Source organism: Novosphingobium resinovorum (assembly GCF_001742225.1).
Classification (GTDB): domain Bacteria; phylum Pseudomonadota; class Alphaproteobacteria; order Sphingomonadales; family Sphingomonadaceae; genus Novosphingobium; species Novosphingobium resinovorum_A.
Window position 1 is genome coordinate 2,298,575 of record NZ_CP017075.1, and the last position, 22,936, is coordinate 2,321,510.

Annotated in this window: 30 protein-coding genes and 1 tRNA gene; 6 read left to right on the top strand and 25 right to left on the bottom strand. The window is 65.5% G+C overall.

Annotation, left to right across the window (positions count from 1 at the left end; translation table 11 throughout):
- Window positions 1-111: 111 nt before the first annotated feature.
- The 3 genes from BES08_RS10740 to BES08_RS10750 form a co-directional block, all read right to left on the bottom strand.
- Window positions 112-990, bottom strand: coding sequence for a LysR family transcriptional regulator (locus BES08_RS10740; RefSeq protein WP_338043837.1), 879 nt, complete (start codon window positions 988-990; stop codon window positions 112-114).
- 135 nt (window positions 991-1,125) lie between these two features.
- Window positions 1,126-2,613, bottom strand: a complete 1,488-nt coding sequence (locus BES08_RS10745; protein ID WP_069708248.1) for a GGDEF domain-containing protein — start codon at window positions 2,611-2,613, stop codon at window positions 1,126-1,128.
- A gap of 90 nt (window positions 2,614-2,703) precedes the next feature.
- A complete protein-coding gene (locus BES08_RS10750) occupies window positions 2,704-3,504 on the bottom strand; it encodes an enoyl-CoA hydratase-related protein (protein WP_069708249.1) in 801 nt (266 codons plus the stop codon).
- A gap of 62 nt (window positions 3,505-3,566) precedes the next feature.
- On the opposite strand from BES08_RS10750, the gene BES08_RS10755 reads away from it, so the two are divergent.
- The 3 genes from BES08_RS10755 (at window position 3,567) to BES08_RS10765 (ending at window position 5,110) form a co-directional block, all read left to right on the top strand.
- Entirely contained in the window at window positions 3,567-3,983 is a 417-nt protein-coding gene (locus tag BES08_RS10755) for a secondary thiamine-phosphate synthase enzyme YjbQ (protein ID WP_036526972.1), read from the top strand.
- A gap of 77 nt (window positions 3,984-4,060) precedes the next feature.
- The gene (locus BES08_RS10760; protein WP_008831248.1) at window positions 4,061-4,735 is read left to right on the top strand and encodes a CDP-alcohol phosphatidyltransferase family protein; all 675 of its coding nucleotides are present in this window, start codon (window positions 4,061-4,063) and stop codon (window positions 4,733-4,735) included.
- Between the two features lie 147 nt (window positions 4,736-4,882).
- Window positions 4,883-5,110 (top strand): hypothetical protein, encoded by a 228-nt coding sequence (locus BES08_RS10765; RefSeq protein WP_008831249.1) that lies wholly within the window; start codon window positions 4,883-4,885, stop codon window positions 5,108-5,110.
- 163 nt (window positions 5,111-5,273) lie between these two features.
- On the opposite strand, the gene BES08_RS10770 is transcribed toward BES08_RS10765, so the two are convergent.
- The 4 genes from BES08_RS10770 to BES08_RS10785 all read right to left on the bottom strand — a co-directional run bounded on the left by BES08_RS10770 (window position 5,274) and on the right by BES08_RS10785 (window position 9,488).
- Window positions 5,274-5,792, bottom strand: a complete 519-nt coding sequence (locus BES08_RS10770) for a CHAP domain-containing protein (RefSeq protein WP_008831250.1) — start codon at window positions 5,790-5,792, stop codon at window positions 5,274-5,276.
- A gap of 258 nt (window positions 5,793-6,050) precedes the next feature.
- Entirely contained in the window at window positions 6,051-7,367 is a 1,317-nt protein-coding gene (gene wecC / locus BES08_RS10775) for a UDP-N-acetyl-D-mannosamine dehydrogenase (protein WP_069708250.1), read from the bottom strand.
- 255 nt (window positions 7,368-7,622) lie between these two features.
- Window positions 7,623-8,744, bottom strand: a complete 1,122-nt coding sequence (wecB, locus tag BES08_RS10780) for a non-hydrolyzing UDP-N-acetylglucosamine 2-epimerase (protein ID WP_069708251.1) — start codon at window positions 8,742-8,744, stop codon at window positions 7,623-7,625.
- 45 nt (window positions 8,745-8,789) lie between these two features.
- On the bottom strand, window positions 8,790-9,488 hold the full coding sequence (locus tag BES08_RS10785) for a hypothetical protein (protein ID WP_036526939.1): 699 nt from the start codon (window positions 9,486-9,488) through the stop codon (window positions 8,790-8,792).
- 86 nt (window positions 9,489-9,574) lie between these two features.
- On the opposite strand from BES08_RS10785, the gene dcd reads away from it, so the two are divergent.
- Together dcd and BES08_RS10795 are read left to right on the top strand one after the other, a co-directional pair.
- Complete coding sequence (dcd, locus tag BES08_RS10790; RefSeq protein ID WP_008831254.1) at window positions 9,575-10,129, top strand: dCTP deaminase; 555 nt, start codon at window positions 9,575-9,577, stop codon at window positions 10,127-10,129.
- 61 nt (window positions 10,130-10,190) lie between these two features.
- Window positions 10,191-10,772, top strand: a complete 582-nt coding sequence (locus BES08_RS10795) for a DoxX family protein (RefSeq protein ID WP_036526938.1) — start codon at window positions 10,191-10,193, stop codon at window positions 10,770-10,772.
- Window positions 10,773-10,798: 26 nt separating this feature from the next.
- Here the strand turns inward: BES08_RS10795 and BES08_RS10800 are convergent, their stop codons facing one another.
- Window positions 10,799-12,592, bottom strand: coding sequence for an SLC13 family permease (locus BES08_RS10800; protein WP_008829694.1), 1,794 nt, complete (start codon window positions 12,590-12,592; stop codon window positions 10,799-10,801).
- Window positions 12,593-12,719: 127 nt separating this feature from the next.
- Between BES08_RS10800 and BES08_RS10805 the strand changes: the two genes are divergently transcribed.
- Window positions 12,720-12,795: transfer RNA gene (locus BES08_RS10805), tRNA-Val, on the top strand.
- On the opposite strand, the gene BES08_RS10810 is transcribed toward BES08_RS10805, so the two are convergent.
- The 17 genes from BES08_RS10810 to BES08_RS31785 all read right to left on the bottom strand — a co-directional run bounded on the left by BES08_RS10810 (window position 12,783) and on the right by BES08_RS31785 (window position 22,928).
- Complete coding sequence (locus BES08_RS10810; RefSeq protein WP_069708252.1) at window positions 12,783-14,021, bottom strand: tyrosine-type recombinase/integrase; 1,239 nt, start codon at window positions 14,019-14,021, stop codon at window positions 12,783-12,785. The two genes, BES08_RS10805 and BES08_RS10810, sit on opposite strands and share 13 nt — an antisense overlap.
- A 136-nt stretch (window positions 14,022-14,157) precedes the next feature.
- The gene (locus BES08_RS10815; RefSeq protein ID WP_069708253.1) at window positions 14,158-14,658 is read right to left on the bottom strand and encodes a DNA N-6-adenine-methyltransferase; all 501 of its coding nucleotides are present in this window, start codon (window positions 14,656-14,658) and stop codon (window positions 14,158-14,160) included.
- A 292-nt stretch (window positions 14,659-14,950) separates the two neighbouring features.
- Entirely contained in the window at window positions 14,951-15,670 is a 720-nt protein-coding gene (locus BES08_RS10820; RefSeq protein WP_083274648.1) for a hypothetical protein, read from the bottom strand.
- The gene (locus tag BES08_RS10825) at window positions 15,667-16,356 is read right to left on the bottom strand and encodes a hypothetical protein (RefSeq protein WP_069708254.1); all 690 of its coding nucleotides are present in this window, start codon (window positions 16,354-16,356) and stop codon (window positions 15,667-15,669) included. Before BES08_RS10825 ends, BES08_RS10820 begins: the two co-directional genes overlap by 4 nt.
- Window positions 16,353-16,535 carry a hypothetical protein gene (locus BES08_RS10830; protein ID WP_069708255.1) on the bottom strand — a complete coding sequence of 61 codons (183 nt, stop codon included), beginning with the start codon at window positions 16,533-16,535 and terminating at the stop codon, window positions 16,353-16,355. The genes BES08_RS10825 and BES08_RS10830 overlap by 4 nt, the downstream gene beginning before the upstream one ends.
- Window positions 16,535-16,759: a hypothetical protein gene (locus BES08_RS10835; protein WP_069708256.1), complete on the bottom strand. Its 225-nt coding sequence runs from the start codon at window positions 16,757-16,759 to the stop codon at window positions 16,535-16,537. The genes BES08_RS10830 and BES08_RS10835 overlap by 1 nt, the downstream gene beginning before the upstream one ends.
- Entirely contained in the window at window positions 16,756-17,253 is a 498-nt protein-coding gene (locus BES08_RS10840; RefSeq protein ID WP_069708257.1) for a hypothetical protein, read from the bottom strand. The genes BES08_RS10835 and BES08_RS10840 overlap by 4 nt, the downstream gene beginning before the upstream one ends.
- Window positions 17,250-17,462, bottom strand: a complete 213-nt coding sequence (locus BES08_RS10845; protein ID WP_069708258.1) for a hypothetical protein — start codon at window positions 17,460-17,462, stop codon at window positions 17,250-17,252. Before BES08_RS10845 ends, BES08_RS10840 begins: the two co-directional genes overlap by 4 nt.
- Window positions 17,459-18,382, bottom strand: a complete 924-nt coding sequence (locus BES08_RS10850; RefSeq protein WP_069708259.1) for a phage Gp37/Gp68 family protein — start codon at window positions 18,380-18,382, stop codon at window positions 17,459-17,461. Before BES08_RS10850 ends, BES08_RS10845 begins: the two co-directional genes overlap by 4 nt.
- Window positions 18,383-18,386: 4 nt before the next feature.
- On the bottom strand, window positions 18,387-19,556 hold the full coding sequence (dnaN, locus tag BES08_RS10855) for a DNA polymerase III subunit beta (protein ID WP_069708260.1): 1,170 nt from the start codon (window positions 19,554-19,556) through the stop codon (window positions 18,387-18,389).
- A 25-nt stretch (window positions 19,557-19,581) separates the two neighbouring features.
- Window positions 19,582-19,857, bottom strand: a complete 276-nt coding sequence (locus BES08_RS10860) for a hypothetical protein (protein ID WP_069708261.1) — start codon at window positions 19,855-19,857, stop codon at window positions 19,582-19,584.
- A complete protein-coding gene (locus BES08_RS10865) occupies window positions 19,854-20,096 on the bottom strand; it encodes a hypothetical protein (protein ID WP_069708262.1) in 243 nt (80 codons plus the stop codon). Before BES08_RS10865 ends, BES08_RS10860 begins: the two co-directional genes overlap by 4 nt.
- Before the next feature lie 91 nt (window positions 20,097-20,187).
- Window positions 20,188-20,523, bottom strand: a complete 336-nt coding sequence (locus tag BES08_RS10870; protein ID WP_069708263.1) for a hypothetical protein — start codon at window positions 20,521-20,523, stop codon at window positions 20,188-20,190.
- Window positions 20,520-20,777 (bottom strand): hypothetical protein, encoded by a 258-nt coding sequence (locus tag BES08_RS10875; protein ID WP_069708264.1) that lies wholly within the window; start codon window positions 20,775-20,777, stop codon window positions 20,520-20,522. The genes BES08_RS10870 and BES08_RS10875 overlap by 4 nt, the downstream gene beginning before the upstream one ends.
- A gap of 88 nt (window positions 20,778-20,865) precedes the next feature.
- Window positions 20,866-21,270 (bottom strand): HIRAN domain-containing protein, encoded by a 405-nt coding sequence (locus BES08_RS10880; RefSeq protein WP_069708265.1) that lies wholly within the window; start codon window positions 21,268-21,270, stop codon window positions 20,866-20,868.
- On the bottom strand, window positions 21,270-21,827 hold the full coding sequence (locus BES08_RS10885) for a DUF4760 domain-containing protein (RefSeq protein ID WP_083274650.1): 558 nt from the start codon (window positions 21,825-21,827) through the stop codon (window positions 21,270-21,272). Before BES08_RS10885 ends, BES08_RS10880 begins: the two co-directional genes overlap by 1 nt.
- Window positions 21,828-21,995: 168 nt before the next feature.
- Complete coding sequence (locus BES08_RS31785; RefSeq protein WP_156799830.1) at window positions 21,996-22,928, bottom strand: S24 family peptidase; 933 nt, start codon at window positions 22,926-22,928, stop codon at window positions 21,996-21,998.
- Window positions 22,929-22,936: the final 8 nt, after the last annotated feature.

Here is a 22,936-nt window from a genome sequence, read left to right on the forward strand (position 1 = left end):
AGCGATCTGCGTCAGCTTCTGGAGGGAGATATAATTCTTACTGATCGAAGCGATAATTCGGCAATTTTGAAAGTCATTGTTCCGATAAATGGAATTATCGCGCGATGGCCGCTATTGAAGAAGGGGATTGTTTCGCAGCGTTTCAACGGCGAGATCGACGAACGCGCGTACTTTGGCGGTCGCGCGTCGGCCCTCGCCATGGACCACGTGTATCGGCATCGGGCTTTCCGCATGATCGTCGAGCACGGACTGGAGACGGCCCTGCGCCAGTGCCGGATCGATCTGGTAGGACAGCACGCGGGTGATGCCCCAGCCCTGTTCGGCTGCGGCTATGGCGGCCTGGTTGGTGTTGCACAGCAGGCGCGGGTGAACGGTGACGCTGGTGCGCGAATCCGGGCCGAAATGCCACTCGGGCGAAACCCAGGCGCCGGTCGGCATGATGACGCGGTGCTCGGCAAGATCGGCGGGGGATCGGGGCACGCCGTGCTCGGCAAAATAGGACGGCGCGCCGCAGATTACGCGGCGCACCCAGCCCACGCGCGTGGCGGTCAGGCCCGACGGCGGCAGATTGCCGATCCTGATCGCCACATCGATTCCTTCCTCGATGATGTTCACGCTGCGGTCGAGGAACAGGCTTCTGCCGGTCACGCGCGGGTAGAGATCGAGATATTCCAGCAGGACGGGAAGCACGTGCATCTGCCCGAACATGACCGGCGCGGTGACGACGAGCGTGCCGGCGGGGTTGCCGTGCGATCCCGCCGCCGAAGCCTCTGCCTCCGCGATATCGGCCAGGATGCGCCGGCAGTCGTCGAAATAGCGTTGCCCGGCCTCGGTCATCTTCACCGACCGGGTGGTGCGGGCAAGCAGCCGCACGCCGATCTCGTCTTCCAGAAAGGATATCGCGCGCGTGACGGCCGGCGGGCTCAGGTGCATTTGCCTTGCCGCCTCGGCGAAGCTTGCGGTCTCTGCCACCCGGACGAAAATCCTCATGGCTTGCCACCGATCCAATTCCACGTCCTCCGTCGACACCGCGTTCGCGCCGGAGATGGGCGCAATCGGCGTTTGGGGTCAATGATTCCGGCCTGGCCCCAGGGATAAGTTATCGAGCGTCGACGCGAAGGCGCTTCAGGCCGCTCGGCCGCCGGTGGTGGAGACCGGAGGCGTATCGACGGCGCGCAGGCGCACGGCGCTACGGCGGGCCACGCGGTTGCGACCGCTGTGCTTGGCGTCATAGAGCGCCGTATCGGCAGCGGAGACGAATACGGCGACCTCGGTGTCGAGCGCCTGGGTGCAGGCGACGCCGATGCTGATCGTGACGACGCCCTCGCCCGTCCCGGATGGCAGGCCGAGCGCTTCCACCGATGCCCGCATGCGTTCGGCGATCATGCCGGCGTCCTGCGGGTCGATGCCGGTGAGGATCGCGGCGAATTCCTCGCCGCCGTAGCGCGCGACGAGGTCGCTGTCACGCCGCGCGCAGCCGGACAGGACGGCCGCCACGGTGCGCAAGTGCTGGTCGCCCACAGCGTGGCCGAACTGGTCGTTGAGCTGCTTGAAATGGTCGATGTCCACCATCAGCAGGGCCAGCGGCTCGGGGCTTTCCCGGCGCCGTGCCCATTCGCGGGCCAGCACCTCGTCGAAGCGGCGGCGGTTGGCGATGCCGGTCAGCGCATCGACGTGCGAGAGGCGGGCGAGTTCGTCCTGCTCCTCGAAGTTGCGCAGTTGCACCAGCATCGTGCGCAGACCATAGCCGAGCGAAGCCGCGACGCAGCCGCTGATCGCGATTATCGGGTCGTAGGATACCAGCAGCACCGATACGGTCAGCAGTGTCGCGGGGATCAGCAGCGGCCCTCCGGCGCGCACGATCCTGGGCGCGCGTGCGCCTCCGGCTGCCCCCAGTCCCTGCCGGTAGGGCTCGCCGACGGCATGCCAGGCAAGCACCATGAACGGCAGGTCGACGAGGAGGTCGGACCAGCCGCCGTACGCCGTCGCGGACTGGTAGTGATTGATGTAGCCCGCGCAGAGCATGTAGACCACGGCATAGACCGTCATCGCGCGGAAGAACGGCGCCCGCTGCCGGGTGCGCACGAGGAAGCGGATCGTCGCGAAAGCTGCGATGAACAGGTTCTCGATGTCGAACATCAGCTGCAGCGCATCGACCGTCTCGAACGGGGTGCGGGACTGCGAGATCAGCTTGCCGACGTGGATGTAGTAGAGATAACCCAGCGCCGTCGCCAGCGCGGCATCGACCAGGCGGACCTGCCACTTCTCGTCCGCAGGGCTGGCCAGCGCGAAGATCAGCGGCACGCCGTAGAGCACGTATAGCAGCATGCTCAGCCGGTCTTCGCGCACGATGTCGAGGAACAGCGTGGCGAACATCGTCGATGTCATGCCGCCTGCCCAGCACAGCATCGCCGCGCCTGCGGGTAGCCAGCCCTCGAAACCGTCCTTCCAGCCGCGATACAGGCAGGCCAGACCCGCGAGGACCGGAGCGGCGATCAGCCATGCGAACGAGGCCGACGTGCCCGCGCTTCCGGCTAGCAGGAGCGAGCCGGCGTGCCCTGCAAGGAACAGGACGGGAAGTGCTGCAGTGATGATCCTCGATCCGTGCCGCATGTCATTCCCTCGGGCGGGGCACTCTTTCGATGATCTTTGCCACAGGCACCTTTAATCGAAGTTAATTCCTACTGCCGTGCGACCTGGGTATTACTGTGGCTCGGCCCAGGCCGGAGTTCGCTTTTCGAACAAGGCCTTGCCGCCTTCGCGCGCGTCCGGCCCCGTCAGCATGGCGCGGACTTCGGGCAATGCGAACATCTCGCGGTTGGAACCTTCCATGCCGAGTGCATAATAGGACCCGATCACCGCCCTGGTCGCGACGATCGCCGCGGGCGAGCAGGCGGCGATCTCCTCCGCCCAGCGCCGGGCACACTCGAGCAGCTGCTCTGCGGGCACGACTTCGGCCACCAACCCCCAATCGTGCGCCTGTGCGGCGGTGATGCGCCTTGCGGTCAGCAGCATGGCGTGGGCGCGCTTGGGGCCGAGTTCCTGCACGATGCGCTGGATGCCGCCGCCCAGCGCCGCCAGCCCCACCCGGGGTTCGGTGAGACCGAAGGCGGCGCTCTCGGCCGCGACGATCACGTCGCAGGCCAGCGCCGCCTCGAACCCGCCGCCCAGCGCCAGGCCGTTGACCGCCGCGATCACCGGCTTGCGCCGGGCGAAGCGCCAGGTCAGGCCCGCAAAGCCGGTCTCGGGCACCGGCATGCCCCTGAAGGCACGCGGATCGTCCTTGTTCGACGGCGTGCGCAAGTCCGCGCCCGCCGAGAACGCCTTGTCGCCCGAGGCCGTCAGGATCGCGACCCAGAGTGCCGGGTCGGCTTCGAAGCGGTCGAACACCCCGGACAGTTCGAAATGCGCCTCGGCGTGAAGGGCGTTGCGCATCTCGGGGCGGTCGATGGTGATGGTCATGACGCGGCCGTCCGTCGCCACCTTGCAGAACTGCGTGTCCATGGATGTCCTCTTCCTTTCGCGCCGTGGTTGAAAGCGGCGTCGCAAGCGGGCACCGTGGCGCAATGCGACAAGCCTCGACCATCCTTTCCATCGATACGCCGGGCCGCGGGTTCACCGAAATCACACGGGCGATGGCCGAGTGGCTGGCGCAGACCGGCATCGAGGAGGGTCTGTTGACGCTGCTGTGCCGCCACACCTCGGCCTCGCTGCTGATCCAGGAGAACGCCGCGCGCGAGGTGCGGGTGGACATCGCCGCTTGGCTCGACCGGCTGGCGCCCGAGGGTGCGCACTATGCCCATGACGACGAGGGGCCGGACGACATGCCTGCGCATCTCAAGGCGACGCTGACGGGCGTGAACCTGCAGATCCCGGTGATCGACGGACGCATGGCGCTGGGCACCTGGCAGGGCATCTATCTGGCCGAACACCGGCGCCGACCGCATTGCCGGGAGATCGCGGTGCATTTGATGGGGGAATAACCGTCAGACGCGACGGAATGGCCCATCACGGCGGCGGTTTACCTTGCCAAGCCATCCGCTTGTCACAATAAGGGCCCATGCAGGAAAATCGTATTGCGCCCCCCGTCCGTATTCAGGGCAACTTCCTTGCCATCGGGGAGCGGCGGCTGCTCAACTGGCTCTGCGCACGCATGCCGGCCTGGGTGAAGCCCGACCTGCTGACGGCGCTGGGCATGGTCGGCGCGGTCCTGATCTTCGCCGGATACGCCACCAGCCTGCTCGACGAGGACTGGCTGTGGCTGTGCATGCCGGGTTACCTGCTGCACTGGTTTGGCGATTCGATGGACGGCAGCCTCGCCCGCTTTCGCCATATCGAGCGGCCCCGCTACGGCTATTTCCTCGACCACAGTTGCGACGGTATCGCGACTTTCCTGATCCTGCTCGGCATCGGCGTGAGCCCCTATGTGCGGCTGGAAGTCTCGCTGATCGCCATGGTCGGCTACCTGCTGCTGTGCATTCACGCCTTCCTGGCGGTGCGGGTGCTGGGCGAGTTGCGGCTGTCGTACCTCAACGCCGGGCCGACCGAACTGCGCCTGATCCTCATCTCCCTGACGTTCGCGATGCTGATCCTCGGCGACAAGCAGCGCGACATGGAGGCGATGACCGTTTTCGACTGGTTCGTCGGCGGCGTGGGCGTGATCCTGATCGGCGTGTTCGTGGTGCAGACCGCGCGGTCGGTCCGCAGGCTGGCGCTTATAGACCCGGCCAAATGACCGACCTGCACGGCCTGTAATGCTACGTAAGTTCTTGTAAATTCCGCTCCCGTTCACCTGAACTTCAGGCGCGCAGGTGTCTTCACCGTCCCAAGGCGGGTGCGACGCCCTTGGCCCATTCGGCCGATCCGAGAACAGGGACTACCCGTGAACAAGACCAGCATGACCATCCTCGCCGCCCTTGCGCTGGGCGCTTTCGCACCGTCCGTGGCCGGTGCGCAGACGGCGCAGCATGATACGCACACCGCCGCCAGGCCGGTGGTGAAGAAGACCACCACCGTGCGCAAGACTGGCGTTACCAAGAAGCAGCCCGCGAAGAAGGTGACCTGCCGCTATCAGGTGCAGCGCGGCAAGAAGGTCAGGGTCTGCAAGTAATCAGGCTGCGAAAGCGGGCCGCCACCGAGTACCTCCTGCGTTCGGCAGGGGAGGCGTCCGCTTTCGCATCCTGTACCGTCCCGGGCTTGACCCAGGATCGGGCGCACACGCGTCTACGGTCCCGGATCAAGTCCGGGACGGCAACAGCGGCGATAAATAGAGATCAGCCCTGCGAGGGAAGCTGCGCGAAAGCGGCCTGGAAGGTGTCGCTGGGCAGGCCGGGCTTCTGATCGGCGGCAGCGGCGCCAGGCGCGTAGATGAAGCCGAAGGTCGGGCTGGTGCGCAGGCCCAGCGACTGAGTCGGGGCGTACCACACGCGAACACTGCTCCAGTCGCCGTTGGCCGAGACGTCTTCGGCCATGGCCGACTTCTCGATCATGCCAGGGCGCGACCAGTTGGCGTGGTTGAGCACCACATGGCGCTCATCGACGATCTTGCTGACGACGGCCACGTGGCCCACCGGCATCGCGCCGGTCGCCTTGAACACCAGGACCGAGCCGGTCATCGGGGTCTTGCCGCGCGCATACGTGCCTTCGGCCTGACCCCACCACGTTGCAGCGTTGCCGTGCAGATCGATGGCCGAATGTTCCCGCGCATAAGGTGCGCACTGGAGCGGACGGGCCATGGCCGGCTGGGTGAACAGAGCGACAGCGGCCAGAGCGAGTGCGGGAACGAATTTCATGGACAGGAGTTATAACGCGCAACTCTTGCTGCGATAGCGAAGGGGGCAGGCGGTCACCGTCCCTCTCGCACGGTTCGTCGCACTGTCCACAAGCGACGAAATGCGATGAAGTGTTTGGTCGCAAGATTCTGGAACAGCTAGGCAAATTTTGCCGGGTGGCGCCGAATCGGCCTTATCCATCAGCGAAACGAAGAAGGCCGGGGCAGCGTAGTGCTGCCCCGGCCTTCTTCGTTCGCGGGTGACGCAGGTTGGGCCGCCTCAGTTCGCCAGAGCCAGCTTCGCCGCTTCCTCGCGCACGACGCGGGGCTGGTCGGCCCAGATGCCGCGCGTATCGTAGACCAGCTTGGTCGCGCGTTCGGCCAGCGGCACGACGCGGAAGACGTCGTGGTCCACCAGCACGATCAGGATCTCGCAAGTCTCCAGCGCTTCGTCGATGTCGATCTGGGTGACGCCGGTGTCGGTGAACTCGATCGGCAGTTCGGCGGCATAGGGCTCGACGATCGAGACGCGCTCCCCGAACTTGCGCGCGATGCGGCTGGCGACGAAGCGGGCCGGACTCTCGCGGAAGTCGTCGATGTTGGCCTTGAAGGCGAGGCCGAGGCAGGCGATGCGTGCGTCCGGATGAGCTTCGATCAGGGCTTCGGCCTTGGCGATGACGTGGTGCATCTTGCCGTCGTTGACGCCGCGGGCGGTGCGGATCAGCGGGGTTTCCTCGGGCGCGCCGTGGACGATGAACCAGGGGTCCACCGCGATGCAGTGGCCGCCGACGCCCGGGCCCGGCGAGAGGATGTTGACGCGCGGGTGGCGGTTGGCGAGGCGGATCACCTCCCACACGTCCAGCCCCATGCGGTCCGAGACGATCGACAGTTCGTTGGCGAAGGCGATGTTGACGTCGCGGTAGGCGTTCTCGACCAGCTTGGTCATCTCGGCCGAGCGCGCGTCGGTGGTGACGCATTCGCCGCGCACGAAGCGCTTGTAGAACGCCAGCGCCTTGCGCGCGCAGCGCGGGGTGATGCCGCCGATCGACCGGTCGTTGTTGGTCAGTTCCTCAAGGATGCGGCCGGGCAGGACGCGCTCGGGGCAATAGGCGATCGAGATGTCCGGGGTCTCGCGGGTGAGGCCCGGAATCTTCAGGTCCGGCCGCATCTGCGCGATCATGTCGCGCATCTTCTCGGTGGTGCCGACCGGCGAGGTCGATTCCAGGATCACCACGTCGCCCGCCTTGAGCACCGGCGCGATCGTGCGGCCCGCCGCAAGGACATACGAGATGTCAGGAGCGTGGTCGCCCTTCTCGTCCTTCTCGAAGGGCGTGGGCACCGCGATCACGAAGACGTCGGCGGGCGCCACCTCCAGCGAGGCCGACAGCAGCCCGCGCGAAACCACACCCTGCACGAGACCGTCGAGATCGACTTCCTCGATATGGATCTCGCCGCGATTGATGGTGTCGACCACCTTCTGCGACACGTCGAGGCCCAGCACCTTGCTGCCCGAACGGGCGATCACGGCGGCGGTGGGAAGTCCGATGTAGCCGAGGCCGACGACGCAGACCGAGGGTGAAGAGCTTGTCCTGCTCATTACGATGCTCCGTGATTTTGCTGGGAAGCCTGCTGGCTAGGAATGGCGCGCAGCCCGGGCTGGTTGCCCCGTGCAAGCGTCATGACGACGCCAGCAGGCTTCCCAGCAAAACCCCGAAGGGGCGGGCCGCTTTTGGCCCATCGCTGCGTTGCTCGTCGGGCACAATGTGCCGGCATTGCGCCCTCCTCGCGCCTTGCGCTGGGCCAAAATCGACTCCGTCCCGGAGCATCGTAATGAGCAGGACAAGCTCTCTTGTCAGATTTCATTCGCAAGCAGCTCCAGGATGCGGCGCGAGGTCTGCCCGTCTCCGAATGGATTGTGGGCGCGCGCCATGGCCTCGTAGGCGGTCTTATCGTCGAGCAGGGTTGATAATTCGGTAACGATCCGGCGCGCATCGGTGCCGACGAGTTTCGCGGTGCCCGCCTCGACGCCTTCGGGCCGCTCGGTGGTCTCGCGCATCACCAGTACCGGCTTGCCGAGGGCCGGGGCTTCCTCCTGCACGCCGCCCGAATCGGTGAGCATGATCTCGCTGATCGCCAGCAGCCGGGCGAAGTGCGGGTAGTCGAGCGGCTCGATCAGCGCGACGTTGTCGAGGCCGGAAAGACGCTTGTTCATCACCTTGCGCACGTTGGGGTTCAGGTGGACGGGGAAGATCACCGCCGTGTCGGGGCGCGATGCGATTTCGCGGATGGCCTGCGCGATCTGCTCCATGCCCTCCCCGAAGTTCTCGCGGCGGTGGCTGGTGACACCGATGATGCGCTTTCCTGCGAAGCGGGTTTCGAGGTCGGCGAGGCCTGACGCGAGAGCGGGATTACGCTCAATCTCGGCGGTGACCCAATGCAGCGCGTCGATCACGGTATTGCCGGTGACGTGGACGCGGTCGGCCGCCACATTCTCGCGCAGCAGGGCAGCCTCGCTGGTGGTGGTGGGCGCGAAGTGCAGGCTCGCCATGGCGCCGATGATCTTGCGATTCACCTCCTCGGGCCACGGATGGTAGATGTTGTAGCTGCGCAGCCCTGCCTCGACGTGATCGACCGGCAGCTTGCGGTAATAGGCCGCGAGAGCGCCCGACATGGCGGTGGCGGTGTCGCCCTGCACGATCACGCGGGTTGGCTTCACCTCGTCCATCACCTTGCCCAGCCCGGTGAGCAGGTTCGCCGTCAGCGCGTCGAGCGTCTGGTCGGGCTGCATCACGTCGAGGTCGTGATCAGGCACGATCCCGGCGATCTCCAGCACCTGATCGAGCATCTGGCGGTGTTGCGCGGAGACGCAGACCACGCACTCGAACCGGGGATCGTCCTTGAGCGCATGGACGACGGGGAACAGCTTGATGGCTTCCGGGCGCGTGCCGAAAACGACGAGGATGCGTGCGGTCATGCGGCGGGCTTAGCAGCCGTGTGTTAAATGGAGACTAAAGCCGTTTCATTTCGCCAGAGTATAGCGTCCGTCGATACTCGTGCCCGCCGTGCAATAATCATCCGTGTGCGGCTGGTGCCCGGCTTCGGCATAGGACAGCTGGAAGGCGTCCTTGCCGCTGGGGGTGAAGACCAGCATCGGCAGTCCTTCTTCGAGTGAGGCGACGGTCCAGGTCTGCTTGTCGTCGTCGCGGCTCATGACGCCGTCCAGCGTGCAGGACCGGCGGCCCTTGAAGGCAAGCGAGATGACCAGCATCGCCTTGCCGTCGATCAGCGGGACGATCCGCACGGGGCCGGAATAGCCCGCTTCTCCCCGCGCGAATTGCCCCGACGGGAACGGCAGGAAAGGGATACGCGCGTGCTTGCCCTCGGCAAAGTTCAGACGGCTTTCGCGGCGCTTCAGGGCGCGGTTGATGCAGTGCTGGTCTTGGCAATGTTCGGCGCGGCCGCGTGCTTGGCCGATGGCGGCCGAATAGACCTGCGCATGCTCGGGCTTGTCGAGTGTTGTCTTCAGCCAGGCGAGTTGCGCGTCCTCCCGCTTGGCCAGTTCGGCTGCCTTGGTTTTGGCCTGCGGGCTCGGGTCGATCTTCGCGGCGGCCGGCGGCTCGGCGCTCGCATCCGATTCGGGATTGCACGCGGTCAAAGCGAGCAATGGAGCAGCCAGCGAAACCAGCGTCAGGGCAAAGCGGCGGGGAAGCATCGTCACGGGGCTCAGCCTATCCCCGCCTTTCCACGTGGACAACCCCGCACGAGGCTCTTGCCCGCCCGCACCGCTTGGGTAACACCCGCGCCATGTCTATCCTCAGCGACAAGTGGATCCGCCAGCAGGCCCAGGAACACGGCATGATCGAGCCGTTCGTGGAGGCGCAGCGCCGCGACGGGTGCATTTCCTACGGCCTGTCTTCCTATGGCTACGACGCCCGCGTCGCGCCGGAGTTCAAGATCTTCACCAACGTCGATTCGGCGGTGGTCGATCCCAAGGACTTTGCGGCGAACTCCTTCGTGGACCGTACCACCGACGTCTGCGTGATCCCGCCCAACTCCTTCGCGCTGGCCCGCACGGTCGAATACTTCCGCGTCCCACGCGACGTTCTGGTCATCTGCCTGGGCAAGAGCACCTATGCGCGCTGCGGCATCATCGTGAACGTCACGCCGCTGGAACCGGGCTGGGAAGGCCACGTGACGCTCGAATTCTCGAACACCACCCCCCTGCCCGCGAAGATCTACGCCAACGAGGGCGCCTGCCAGTTCCTGTTCCTCAAGGGCAACGAACCGTGTGAGACGAGCTATGCCGACCGCGCGGGCAAGTACATGGGCCAGCGCGGAGTGACGCTGCCCCGGCTCTGAGAGGGAACAAACCCCGCGCACGCCCGCTTCTCCCGGCATAAAACAGGCCGGGAGAAAAGCCGTGTCGAAGATTGCCGCGATAATCGGGCGGATTCTGATCGCCCTCATCTTCATATTTTCCGGGGCGGGCAAGCTCGCCGACATATCCGCGACCGAGACGATGATCGTCGCCGCCGGTCTGCCCTCGGGCCTTGCCATTCCCACCGGGCTGTTCGAACTGCTGGCGGGGCTGTGCCTTGCCGCCGGGTTCATGGTGCGGCTGGTGGCGGTGCTGCTGGCCGGATTCACCGCGCTGACGATCCTGTTCTTCCACGCGCAGTTCGGCGACCCGATGCAGCGGGTCATGGCGCTCAAGAACCTTGCGATCATCGGCGGCCTCGCGCTGGCCTTCGCGCATAGCCAGATGTGGAGCCACTACTACGCCATCGCCCGCGAGCGCCGGGGCGAGATCGCCGCGCGCGACGCGGATGCGCGCGTGCGCGACGCCGAATTGCGTGCCGCCCGTGCCGAAGCCCGCGCCGATGTGCTGGCGCAGGGACAGACGGCGCATGAACCGCGCACCGTTGTCACCGACGTCAACCACGACGGCGTGCCCGAAGTGCGCCGTACAGGCTGGCGCAACCGCCGCTGGTTCGACTGGTAAAGTCGATGGGCCTTGCCGCTGCGGACTTACCGCAGCGGCCAGAAGTGAATGATCAGCGGCGTGCCCAGCACCAGCACCAGCAGCGAGAGCGGTGCCCCAAGCCGCGCATAGTCGCCGAAACGATAGCCCCCCGGCCCCATGACCAGCGTATTGCACTGGTGCCCGATCGGCGTCAGGAAATCGCATCCCGCGCCGATCGCGGTCGCCATCAGAAACGCATCGGGCCGATAGCCGAGATCGCCGGCGAACACGGCCGAGATCGGCGCCATGACCAGCACCGTCGCGGCATTGTTGAGGAACGGCGTCACCGCCATCGACGCCGCCAGCACCAGCGCCACCGCGCCCCATGGCGGCATGTCGCGCGCGAGTGCCGCCAGCCCCGTCGCCATGACATCGGAAGCCCCGGTCGATTGAAGCGTCCCGCTCACCGGGATCAGCGCCCCCAGCATGATGAGGATCGGCCATTCCACGGCCTCGTAGGCGTCGTCGACAGACAGGGCTCCGGTGATGACCACGAGGCCCGCTCCGGCGAAAAAGGCTGCGGCCACCGGCACCAGCCCGGTCGCCGTTGCCAGCATCGCGGCGGCAAGAATTCCAACCGCCAGCCAGCCCTTGCGCGTCGCTCCCAGCGCGATCTGACGCTGCGCCAGCGGCAGTACGCCAAGCTGCCGCAGCCTTCCCGGCATGGCGGAAAGCGCTCCTTGCAGCACGATCACGTCGCCGGGCTGCATCAGGATGCTGGCCGGCTTGGCGCGCAGGCTCTCCCCCTCTCGCGAGATGGCGACGAGGCGCAGCCCCATGCGCTCGCGCAGCATCAACCGGCTTGCCGAACTTCCCGCCAGCGCGGAGCGCGCGGTGACGACACCCTCGATCACGCCCACGTCGTCGCGGGCGCGCGCCGTATGCTCGCTCTCGGCCCCGTCGTCGTCCGCGTCACGGCCGCTGGGATCCAGGCCACCCGCCGCGACCGCGCGCTCCAGCGCATCGGGCTCGCCTGCAAGGATCAGCACGTCGTCCTCCACCAGCACGAGGTCCGGCCGAACCTCACCGGAGAGGCCATGACGCAGCACCGCCGTCACATCGACCTCGCCGTCATGCTCTCTCAGGAAAGCCGCAACAGTGTTCCCCACCACCGGGGCATCCTCGCGGACCCGGGCCTCGATCGTGTAGTCGGCGATGTCGAGCGCCTCGCCCATCGTCGCCACCGCGCGCCGGTCGGCCGGGAGCAGGCGGTAGCACAGGCGCAGGAAGACCAGCCCGATGGCCAGCAGGCCGAGCCCGGTCGGCAGGTAGTCGAACATCGCGAACGGCTCGCCTGTCATCTGCTCGCGTACCCGGCTGACGATGATGTTGGGCGAGGTCCCGACGAGCGTTGTCAGCCCGCCCAGCAGGGCGGCGAACGACATCGGCATGAGAAAACGCGAGGGGTTGGTTCCGCTTTTGCGGCCGAGTTGCCCGGCGGCAGGCATCAGCATCGCCAGCGCGCCGATATTCTTGATGAGCCCCGAGGCGAGGCCCACTGACGCCGTGAGCACCAGCAGTTGCGATCCCGTGCGCCCCAGCCACCGGCCCGCCCATGCCACGGCTTTCTCGATCAGCCCCGACCGCTGCACCGCAGCCGAAAGCACGAGCGCCGAACCGACGATGATGACGATATCGTCGGCAAAACCGGCGAACGCCTTCTCGGGGCTGACGAGCCCCAGAGCCAAGCCGGCCAACAGGGCGATGACTGCAGTAACGTCGTAGCGGAAGCGGCCCCAGATGAAGAGGGCCATCATACTGCAAAGCAGGGCGATAGACAGATATTGCTGAAAGGTCATCGGGCCTCGGAAGCAGGCGGGAGTGCGTGGAAGAAATGCGCGGGAAGCGCCTCGGTGCCAGCCAGGCCACGTTGCACCATTGACGCCGAGCCCGCGAAGCGCCAATAGCGCCTCCAGCGCAAGGCGCGGGCGGTTAGCTCAGTTGGTAGAGCATCTCGTTTACACCGAGAGGGTCGGGGGTTCGAGCCCCTCACCGCCCACCATTCGAACCCACGACCTCCTTGGGTTTTTCACTGCTCCTGCGCTCCACCACCTTGTTGTTATCTCCGGTGATGGACACGATGTGGACACGCCTCCACTTGGTGGCCTCGCGCTCTACCTGATCCCACAGTTTGCCCAGCGCACGAATCGCCGCCTTCATCTTGTTCGGGTCGACGTGGGCGTAGCGCGTGGTCGTCGTCTCCAACGTGTCGCCCTCGTCCTTGTGACCGAGCAAGGCGCTGATCTGCTCGCCGGGCACCCCGCTGCTGCGCAGGTGAGTCGCGACGGTGTGGCGAATCGTCTTGGGGATCACGCTGACTGGGTGGCCCAGTTTCGCCCGCATGGTGCGCCACCAGATCTTTCGCGACTTCACCGGCTTCCCGCCCGGCCATGCGGCCATCAGCTTCTGCAGGGGCTCGATCACGGGCACGACCGGGTTGCGCTTGTTCGTCTCCGGCCAGCCGACGGGGTGCATATCCGCGACCGCGCCGTGCCACTGGGCGGCTGGATTGAAGGCGAGGCCCGCGTCGGGGCGCACGCCGGTGCCGATCAACAGCCATAGCCAGGCCTGCACGTCGGGCTCGTGATCCGCATAGGCGACGATCGCGCCCAGCTCCGCCGGGGTGAGCGTCAGCTTGCGCGGCTTGGAGCGCAGCGTCTTGTCGACCGACGGGATGCGCGGCGCGGCGGCGATTCGCTTCTCGTCCTCGGCGTGGCGCAGAGCGGCGCGCAGGTCGTCGATGTTCCTCTGCACCGCCTCGCCCGACACGCCCGTGCTGATGTGTCGGAACTGGCGGCCGCCCCATGGCACGTCCCACTCGTGCGGCCCCATGCGCCAGCGGCGGAACCGAGCCACGGTGCTCTTGGAGATGTCGGCCACCTTCACGCCCGTGCCCAGTTCGTCCTGACGAAAGAACCCGATCCACGCGCGGAACGACGACTTCACCGTATCCAGCCGATGGACGTCGGGGCCGTGCTCCTTGAGGTAGAGGAACAGGTGGGGCAGCAGCTCCGCGTCCTCGACGTCCTGCTTTGTCTTCGAGCGCAGGTTCGCGTCGAAGGTGCGCAGCGCCTCCTTGGCCTTCGCTACATCCCGGCACTTAGTGCTTCGATAGACAAGTCGCCCCTGCTCACGACCGGCGATTTGCCAGACGTCCGGGGCCTTGCCGTCCCGGCGCTTGTCGAGCCAGTAGTCGCCGACGATGAAGGGGGAGGTGTCACGGGACATAGTTCTTCTGCTTCGATCTCGGCAATGCGCTTGAGAAAGCCGTATCCGGCCATCTCCTGCAGCTGGGTGAGGGTAAAGGTGGCGCCGCGCCCGGTGCGCAGGGCGCTGCGGAATTTCTTGGCGATGGTCTGGGCGGTCATGCTGCCTCCGTTCTGATGGGCCTCGCGATCTGCCCCAATCCTCGCTCGTGCGCCGCGCACAGAGCCTGCACGCCTCGCTCCCCGGCTGCCCAAAGGACCGTTCCGTTGCCGGGCTGCTCGCCGCGGGAGCCGTCCGGGGCGACGAACTTGATCTTGGGGGAGACGAACATCACCATGTCCGCACGCTGCCAGCACTGCTGAAACCAGCCTGCCGACGTGCGATCAGGCGTGAGTGCGACACCGTCCCCATTGTCGAAGAATCGCTCCATCCAGAGCAACTTCGCCCGGTCGCCGTTCCCGAAAGGTGGATTCATCCAGATGAAGCCGGACCACTCCGCTTCCAGACCGTATTCGTAAAGAAAGCGGCGCGCCGGAACGCTAGTGTACGAGTGGTCGCGCGGATGGGCGACATCTAGATCGAACACTACCCCGAGTGCGTCAAAGACATACTTTGGAGTATACCACTCGTCTGACTTGCCGCGTCGCTCGTGCGTCATGCCTCGATCTCCAAAGCCGATGCGGGAGCCCAGCAGGCCCTGCGCACCTTGCCGTGATAGCCGCACTCGTCGCAGCCTTCGTTCGTACCGTAAGGGCACGAGCAACCGGAGCACGGCTGTGTCCATGAAACGGTGACACAGAGCTTGCCCTCAACGAATGCCCAGTTTCGGCGTCGGTCCAGCCGACGGCCCGCGCGGGCGTCGGCCTCCCCCCACGTCAGCGGCTGGTCATCGTGGTGGATCGTCCCGCCCTCCCCGATAGTGGTTTCGCCGCGAACTATGACGCGCCCGGTCATAAAGGCTGCTCCTGCGGCTGGACCTTCGTGGCTGCGGCGTAGGCTTCGAACGCCTCGCGATCGCCGCTGGCGCACTGCCAGGTCGGCTTGTTTGATGCGTGCGGCTGGGGGGCGCGCCGCCGGTAACCGCCCGCATAGTCCCTTCTGCGCCGCCACGTCAGTTCGGCGGGCCAATGCTGGCGGCCGGGGAAGTCGAACGAAACTGTCACCTGCTCGATGACGTGTCGCCCATCGCGCAGGATCGCATATGCGTGCTTCAGTTCGGGCACGGCGTCAGGGAAACGGCGCTTTACGATCTTGGCGAACCGGCGAAGCCAGCGCTTTTGCACATGCTCTGCTTGCGCCTTCTCCAGCGCGGCGCCTGCCTCGCAGCGGGCATCGCAATAAGCCGCGCTATGCTGGTGCCCGATCACGTCGTCCGGCTCGATCTGCTTCTCGTCGAGCATATCCTCGTCGATGCGCCCGCCGCAGCCGGAGCACTCGAAGTGCCAGCCGTGCAAGATCATCAGCCCGACGTCGAGCGCTTTGCCGTGGTACGCGTCAGCCCATGGAGCACGGTGACACGTGACATAGCTGAAATCGCCGTCCGCATACTCGTTGGCACCCTCGCGCCGCGCCGCGATGGCCGAGCGCGCGTAGATCACACCTCCGGTGCTCTCGCCCTCTTCCAGAACGGCATAGGCGAGCATGGGCTTTTCGGACTTCGCGCGCTTCATGCCTGCACCTGGTCGATGTTGCCACGGTGCACGTCGAAGGTGACGGCGACGATCCACGGGTTATCGTCCCAGTGCTCCCCCTCAGCGGTGTGGAGGTGGGACCAGATGCCCGCGAAGCCGCACCGGTATGTGCCCTCGGGGGACCCGGCGTAGAAAGCCTCTCCGTCGAACACGAGGCGTTCGGCCCCTTCGGCCTCGGCATCATCCTCGCTGATGTCCTGCAGGCGCTGCACGCGGACGGCGGTCACCTCAAGCCAGAGGCGGCTGGCCCAGCGCGGCATGTGGATGGAGGGGCGCCCCTTGGGCCAGTAGAAAGCTGCACCGCGCCCTGCAGGTTCGCCGTCGGCGGTGTACCAACACGGCTTGTTTCCCCAGTCCTTCAGTTTGTAGCCGTGTGCCTCATAAGCATACGGTCCCCGGAATGCTTCGCGCACATAGAGGCGGTCGCCGACGGCATAGGGCGGCACGATCGTCGCGCCGGTGCGGGTGTGCCAAACGCAGGGATATTCCGGCGTCTCGTTTCCATGCCGGTCGAGGATGCCAGGCCCGCCAACGGTCGATGCCTGCCACTCGCCAAGATGCTCAGGCGCAGGCGGCAGTTTGATTAGCCGTCGCGTCTGCGTCTTCCGGCCGTCGAGCAGAGCTCGCACCATAGGCGCGGAGAAGATGATACCCTTGGTCGTCATTGGCGCACCATTTCATCAGGGTTGAGGTCGAACCGCACGCACAGCTCGTGCGCGACGGTGCTGCCAACGGCGAACGTGTCCATCACCGCAACCCAGCGCGGCTGGTATCCGCGCGAGCGGCGGGGCAAGGCGATCTTCACCGCGTGGCGCAGGAGGGCTTCGTCGGACTGGCGATCCATCAGAAGGGAATCCCGTCTTCGTAGTTTTCGAACTCCTGGAGCACGACAGGATCGGGCCGGGTCGCCATGACGCGCGCCTCCATGACGAAGAACTGCTGGCCGGGCTGCTCGGCTGCGAGGCGCTTAGCCTCACGCTCTGCGCGGGCAAACTCCTCGTGGCGGTATCGCGGCGGGCGATGGCCCTCCGGGTTCCAGACGATGAAGAAGGATGCGGGCTTGCTCATGCTGCGGCCTCGGCGGCTGGAAGCTGATAGGAAATGCGGTGATCGTCGGGTAGCCAGCGCCGGAAGGCGGCAACTGCGTCTTCGATGTTCGGATGCCGCCCCGTGCAGCCGCCATCGTGGCTACGCGGGAAGAACGACAGAACGAAATGCCCGTTCGCCCGCGCCTGGATCTCGACGCGGATGCGGGCCTCGTGCGCGAGCAAGACGAGCTTCGTCAGCTGGTTGCCGTCGAACGTCGACATGCGGCCATCGCGCCACGGCACCCACATTCCGGACCAAGCGCTGTCAGGGTTGCCCCATTTCACACGATCCCAGTTGATCGGCGCGTTGTAGATCCCGTCGCCGACCATCCCGCAGATGTCGATCACCTTCGCCTGAAACGTCGACAGCTTCGCGGGGCGAGGCGTGAAGCCGCGCTTGGCCTTGTTCCCCTCGTTCCAGTAGCCGTTGTTCTCCTCGACCCATCCGGCGTGGTCCATGGTCGCGTAGCTCATGCGCGTTCTGCCTGTTCGATGGTCATGGGCTCGCACCGGCCGTTCGGCACGATGACGATGCTCTTGATCGCGTAGAAATTGGGGCCGCGTTCGACGATGTCGTGCAGCTGTTCGATCTCCTCGAATGAGTGCTGCCGCGTCTCGTCGCCCGCATCCCGGCGATAGGTGATGTGGGCAGTCCAGCGGTGGAGGGTTTCGATGTCGGTCATGCGGCCATCGCCTCAGGGAAGCCGTTGTGTTCGATGCCGTCGAGCAGGCGACCAGCGGCCTTCTTGCCGACCAGATCAACGTAGACGACGCGCTCGCCGTGGAAGCCAGTTCCGCCAGCCAGATTCCACCAGTGCCCCTTGGGGTGGGCTCGCCCCCACCTCCCGCAGTTGCGCCAGTCCGGGTCCTCGACGTCGCGGTCGAAGACCGTCAGGAATTCGCCCCACTGCTTGAACAGGAAGGGCACGCCTGCCTCGGCGCATTCATCGCGCAGGGCACGAACCCAGTCAGGATGCATCGCACGCGCGCCGGGACCGCTCTCGCCGCCCACGATCACCCACCCGACGTACCGGTGCCAGTCCGGGTCCGCATCCGCGAGGCGCACCGGCCCGAGCAGCGGCTCCATGGACAGGAAGGGCTTGAGCTTCGTGACCGCCGCCGCGTCGCGGACCTTGCGTAGATCGCGCGCGGCCTCGTCCTGGTTCACGATCGTCGCGCCGATGCGGACGTTGCCGGGCACGTCGTAGGAGAACATGTTCGCCAGCATGTCGACGGCGTTGCCGATTCGCTTGGTCAGCAGCAGCCATTCCAGATCCGGCGCTTGGAGGATGGTAGCCGCGAGGCGACCGCGCCAGGAGTCATCCGCCTTGTTGTCGAACACGTCGGCAAGCGACGAGCAGAACACGCGCTGGTGACGGCCGTGCTTGGCGCGGAACTCCGCCGCACGACGCTGCCACTTGCGCGGCTGGGACCACGTGCCATCACCCGTCAGGACCGGGCGGCGGCCCCACACGGCGCGCTTGTGGCGCACTTCCATGAGGGTCTGCGCATAGCAGTGATCGCAACCCGGCGAGACCTTCGTGCACCCGATCCACGGGTTGAAGGTGTGGTCGCACCATTCGATCTTGGTGTCGGCGGCCATCGCCTCAAACCCTCGTCGGCATGAGGACCGCCTTGAAGGCGGTGTCGGTCGGATCGGTCAGCAATGCCGGCCCGGCGCTGTCATTGAGCTGGAGCACGACCTCCTCGCCCTGCAGTGCCTGCAGAGTGTCAATCAGGTAGCGGCCGTTGAACCCGATGTGCTCGACGTCCTTGGGCACGTCGTGCTCGGCCTCGATGTCGAAGACGCTCTTGCCGAGATCGGCACTGACTAGCTCGCAGCAGATCTTCCCCTTGGGGAACGTCAGCTTCACCGCGCGGTACTTGCCGATGTTCAGCGCGGCCACCGCGTGGACGGCCTGCACCAAGTCGGCGCGGCGAAAGCGTGCGAAGTATTTGAGGTCGGTGGGGATGATCCGATGATAGTCCGGGTACTTGCCGTCAACCAGCTTGCCCGTGACCGAGAAGCCGATGCCGTCGAGATCGCCGCGCATGGCGATACGCGTGCCGCCAGCCTGCAGGGGAAGCGTGGGGCCTTCCTTGTTCGGCACCATCGTGCGGCCGTAGGAGAAGCGCACGCCGTCCTTGGTGCGGGCGAACCGGGCCATGACCAGATTGAGCCAGGCGCGGGGGATGATCGTATCGTTCGGGATTACCCCGTCTGCATCCGGCAGGGGAATATCGACGACGAGCAGGCGGTGGCCGTCGGTCGCGGCGAAGCGATAGGTCCAGTCCGACAGGTGACGGACGCACACGCCGTTGAGGTAGTAGCGCGTCTCCTCGGTGCTGATGGCCGCCATCACGCGCTTGAGCTGCTTGAGTTCGCCCGCACCCAGCGTCGCGCCGAACTCCTCGATCCCGACGCGATCGGGGAACGGGAAGTCGTCGGCGGGCAAGGTGCCCAGATCACTCGCCAGCTTTCCGGCCTCCAGTCGCACCGCCGCGCCCTCGTCAGGCTTGAGCGACACGGTGTCCCCGCCCGCCGTATTGATGGCGCTGCGGACCAGGCGCGGCTGGGGCAACGTGAAGTCGCCCGCATCGCCGGTGTAAGGCATCTCGGCGCAGGTCCAGTTGTCGAGGTCGGTGCCTTCGAGGCGGAGCACGCCGTTTGCGCTGACCTTGAGATTGCCAAGGATGGGGATGGTCCAGCGGCTGGCAACGACGGCCGCCGCCAGATCGAGGGCGCGGGAGAACTGCTTGCGGTCAACTTGGATCATGACAGGGATACCTCTCGGCTGGGTGTCAGTGGGCGCGCCCGGCGATCTCGTCGCGGGCCTTGCGCAGAGCGATGGAAATCAGGGCGGCAAGCTGTTCGGAGCTGGGCACCTCCGGCAGGCCGGTCACCCCCTTCCAGACGCGGCGGACATGCGCGGCGACGCGCTCCTCCTCGGCCTGGGTCAGATGAAGGGTGCCCGCGGCAGCACCGGAGGCCGCGGGCAAGGTGGGGACTTCCGGAACGCGGGGGGTGGGGGAGTTCCGGCCGGCGCTTTGGGAGAGAGGCGTGCCGGGCGCGATCATTCGCCGCGCTCCGGCACGTTGCGACCCGATCGGCTCGGGACAAAAAGGCAAAGGAGGAAGAGGGAGCCCATCGACGCGACGGCCGCAGCGATCCCGCCGCCGAGCGTCAGCCAGAAGGCATCCGACAGGATGAACGCGCGCGCCCGCTCGTTCTCCTCGGTCAGCTGATGCGACCAGGCGTCGATACCGAACAGCATCGCGAGGCCGACGGTGAGCACGAGAGCGTAAAGCCAGCGCATCACAGCACTCCCATCCGGCTAGCCACGAACATCATCATGTCGAAGGCGTTGTCGAAGATCTCGGTGCGGCCGTTGGTGAGAGTAAGGCGGATCACGCCGCCACCGCCTGCGCGGCGTCGCGCTTCTGTTCGAGGCCGGTCAGCAGTCGGCGCACGTCTTCCATGCGCATCGACACGAGGTCGACCTTCTCCGAGGCGTGGAAAGCCTCGTTCACGATGCCGTCGTGGTAGGCGCTGGCCTTCGAGAACGGGAACAGTCCGGCCTCGGCGATGTCGCGGGTGTATCCGCTGGCGCCACCCGTCGAGCCGCGCCGGTGCCACATGTGCCACTTGATCGACCAGATGAGCCAGCAGTGCTGATCGGCCGGGGTCGGAACCAGCTTGCGCAGGAACCGGCCGTTGCGGGTGCGGAGGCGCGGGATCTTCACGACGCCATCCGGGCCTTGATCGCGCTGGGAACGTCGAAGCCCCAGTCTTCGAGCGTCATCTCCGCCGCGATGATGGCGTAATCGAGCGCGTACTCGGGCTTCACGCCCTGCAGTTCGAGTGCGCTCAGAAGGTTCGCGATAACCCGCGCCGCGTCGACGCGGTCGTTATCGGCGGCCCGGCGCTCGACAAACACAGCAGTCTCGCTGCCGGTCGCGGTGCCACGGGTGACGGTGAGTGAGGATGCGCACTGCATCGGCTGTCTCCACAAGGGCGGTGTGCCCTGATGGAGAGAATGCTACGCTAGGTTTTCTAGCGCGTCAATAGCTTTTCTATCGTACCTATCAGTCGTCCCAGACGGGGTCCGGCCAGAAACCGTCGTCATTCTCTACCACTGATTCGGAAGTAACTTCGCGCCGTGGTGTCGGGAGCGCGGGCTCCTCGTCATCGAAGGCGACGCGGATCGCCGCCCCGTACTTCGTCGCCTCCTGGAAAATGGCTGTGATCGTGTGCCCGGCCGCCATGTGCTTACCCATGCGATAGGCGTGCTCGGCGCGCAGGTATCCCATCTGGACCCCACGTTCGGAGTAGACGGCGATCGCGCGTTCGTCGGCGGGGTTTTTGGGCTCGGGTCGCAGCTCGACCGGATCGCCTGGATCGCACATGGCGATCTCAAACTGCCGCGTCGGCCCGCGCCCCTTGTTCGGGAACGCCATGCCGACGACGGCGAGGGATTGCTGGGGCGGCATCAGGCAGTGAAGATGCCTTTGAGCGCCTTCCATTTCCGCTTGATGATGGACGGCGGCGCTCCCCATGCGCGATCCTCTTTCCAGCGTATTGCGGTCGCTTCGAATTCGGAAAATGCGCAGGGGTTGCCGTACGTTATGCGGGCCTGGACGATGTAATCTTTCATCGCCTCATAGTCCTTGATGTACGTGGTGTTGAACCAGGTACGGTACACGCACTCGTCGATGACGCCCTGCTGGATCGCCACGGCGGTCAATTCGTGAACGTTCAGGACGCGCCTGATGTACTGCGCCTCCTTGTCGTTGATTCGGTCCGATTTGCCGTACGTTGATGGCCGCACGTCACCAGCCTTGATCTTGTTGAACTCGGTGCGCGCATCAACGAGTTCGCGATCGGACTCCTGGTGAAGTATGAGGTCCATCGTTCCGCGACGCTTCGCCAGCGCGCGGTTATCGTTGATCACCGCAAATGCGGCGATGGCGGACAAAACTACGGCCCCGTTTTGAATGTCGGAGCCGTAGGTATGCCAAAACTGATAACTGGTGGTGATTACGCTCATTAGCGGGTTAGCCGCCAACGCCTTCACGGATGCGCATGTCAATCTCCCTCTGCACGTACTGGGTATAGGTTACCGGTGCCTATGTCACAAGCACCTTTGCGATAATCGTATGCCGTACGAAGGGTTAACGTTGGCCGAATGGAATGTTTCCGTATTTTTCAGCAAACCTTAAACCCGGCGACCAAGCCAAATGACGCGGCCAACAATGTGAATGTCCGTCGCATCGACCAAATCATCTTTCACCGCAGGGTTATCGGAAATGATTTCCACCTTGCCATCGGCGGCTGGACGAAGACGTTTGATCGCCCCGGCGCCGTGGATGGAGCACGCCCATATACGATCCCGCAGGTTCACCACGCGCTGAGTCGTGTCGATGACTACGGTGTCGTCGTTCATGAGCGTCGGGAACATGCTGTCGCCGTCGCCCCGGGCCACGAAAAGCTTCTCGTGGGGCGCGCGGGTAAGGCGGGAGAGCATGTCCGGGTCGAACTTGTACGTCCCCTCCTCGACATAGTCGTCGATGTTGGTGCCTGGCCCCATCGCGTAGCTGAGGTCGAACGAGCGTAGGGTGACGACGTTCTCGTCGCCTACGCTTTCAATTCCTTGCGGGAGGAGTTGTGCTTTTTGAGCCCACTTGTCTGCAGGTGATTGGTTATGGCCGCCCTCAAGTAGCCACAAGACAGGAACGTTGAAGGCTTGGGCGAGCTGGGCCGCGTGCTTCGTGAAGCCGTGTTGATCGTTCTCCAACGCCCGATAGCTCACCTCGTTCATTTTAACGGCTTTGGCTGCCGCCGCCTTGCTCTTAAATCCGGCCTGCGTTCGAGCCCATGCGAGGCGCCTGCCAGGGCTCGATAAATCGTCGTCTGTCATTTCCACGGCATAGCCCACCTCGACGCTAGAAATCCTATTGCTAGAAAAACTAGCGAGTGGTAGTTCGTGGCTATGAAACCTAGCACTCACCGGGCGCTTATCGACGCCCTCGGCGGGAACACTGCCGTCGCCAACGGGATCGAGGGCTGCACAGCAGTGCGCGTCGGGCAATGGAAGATCGGGAACCGCATTCCCGTTGAATACTGGCCCGACATCATTCGGATGGCTCACGCGAAAGA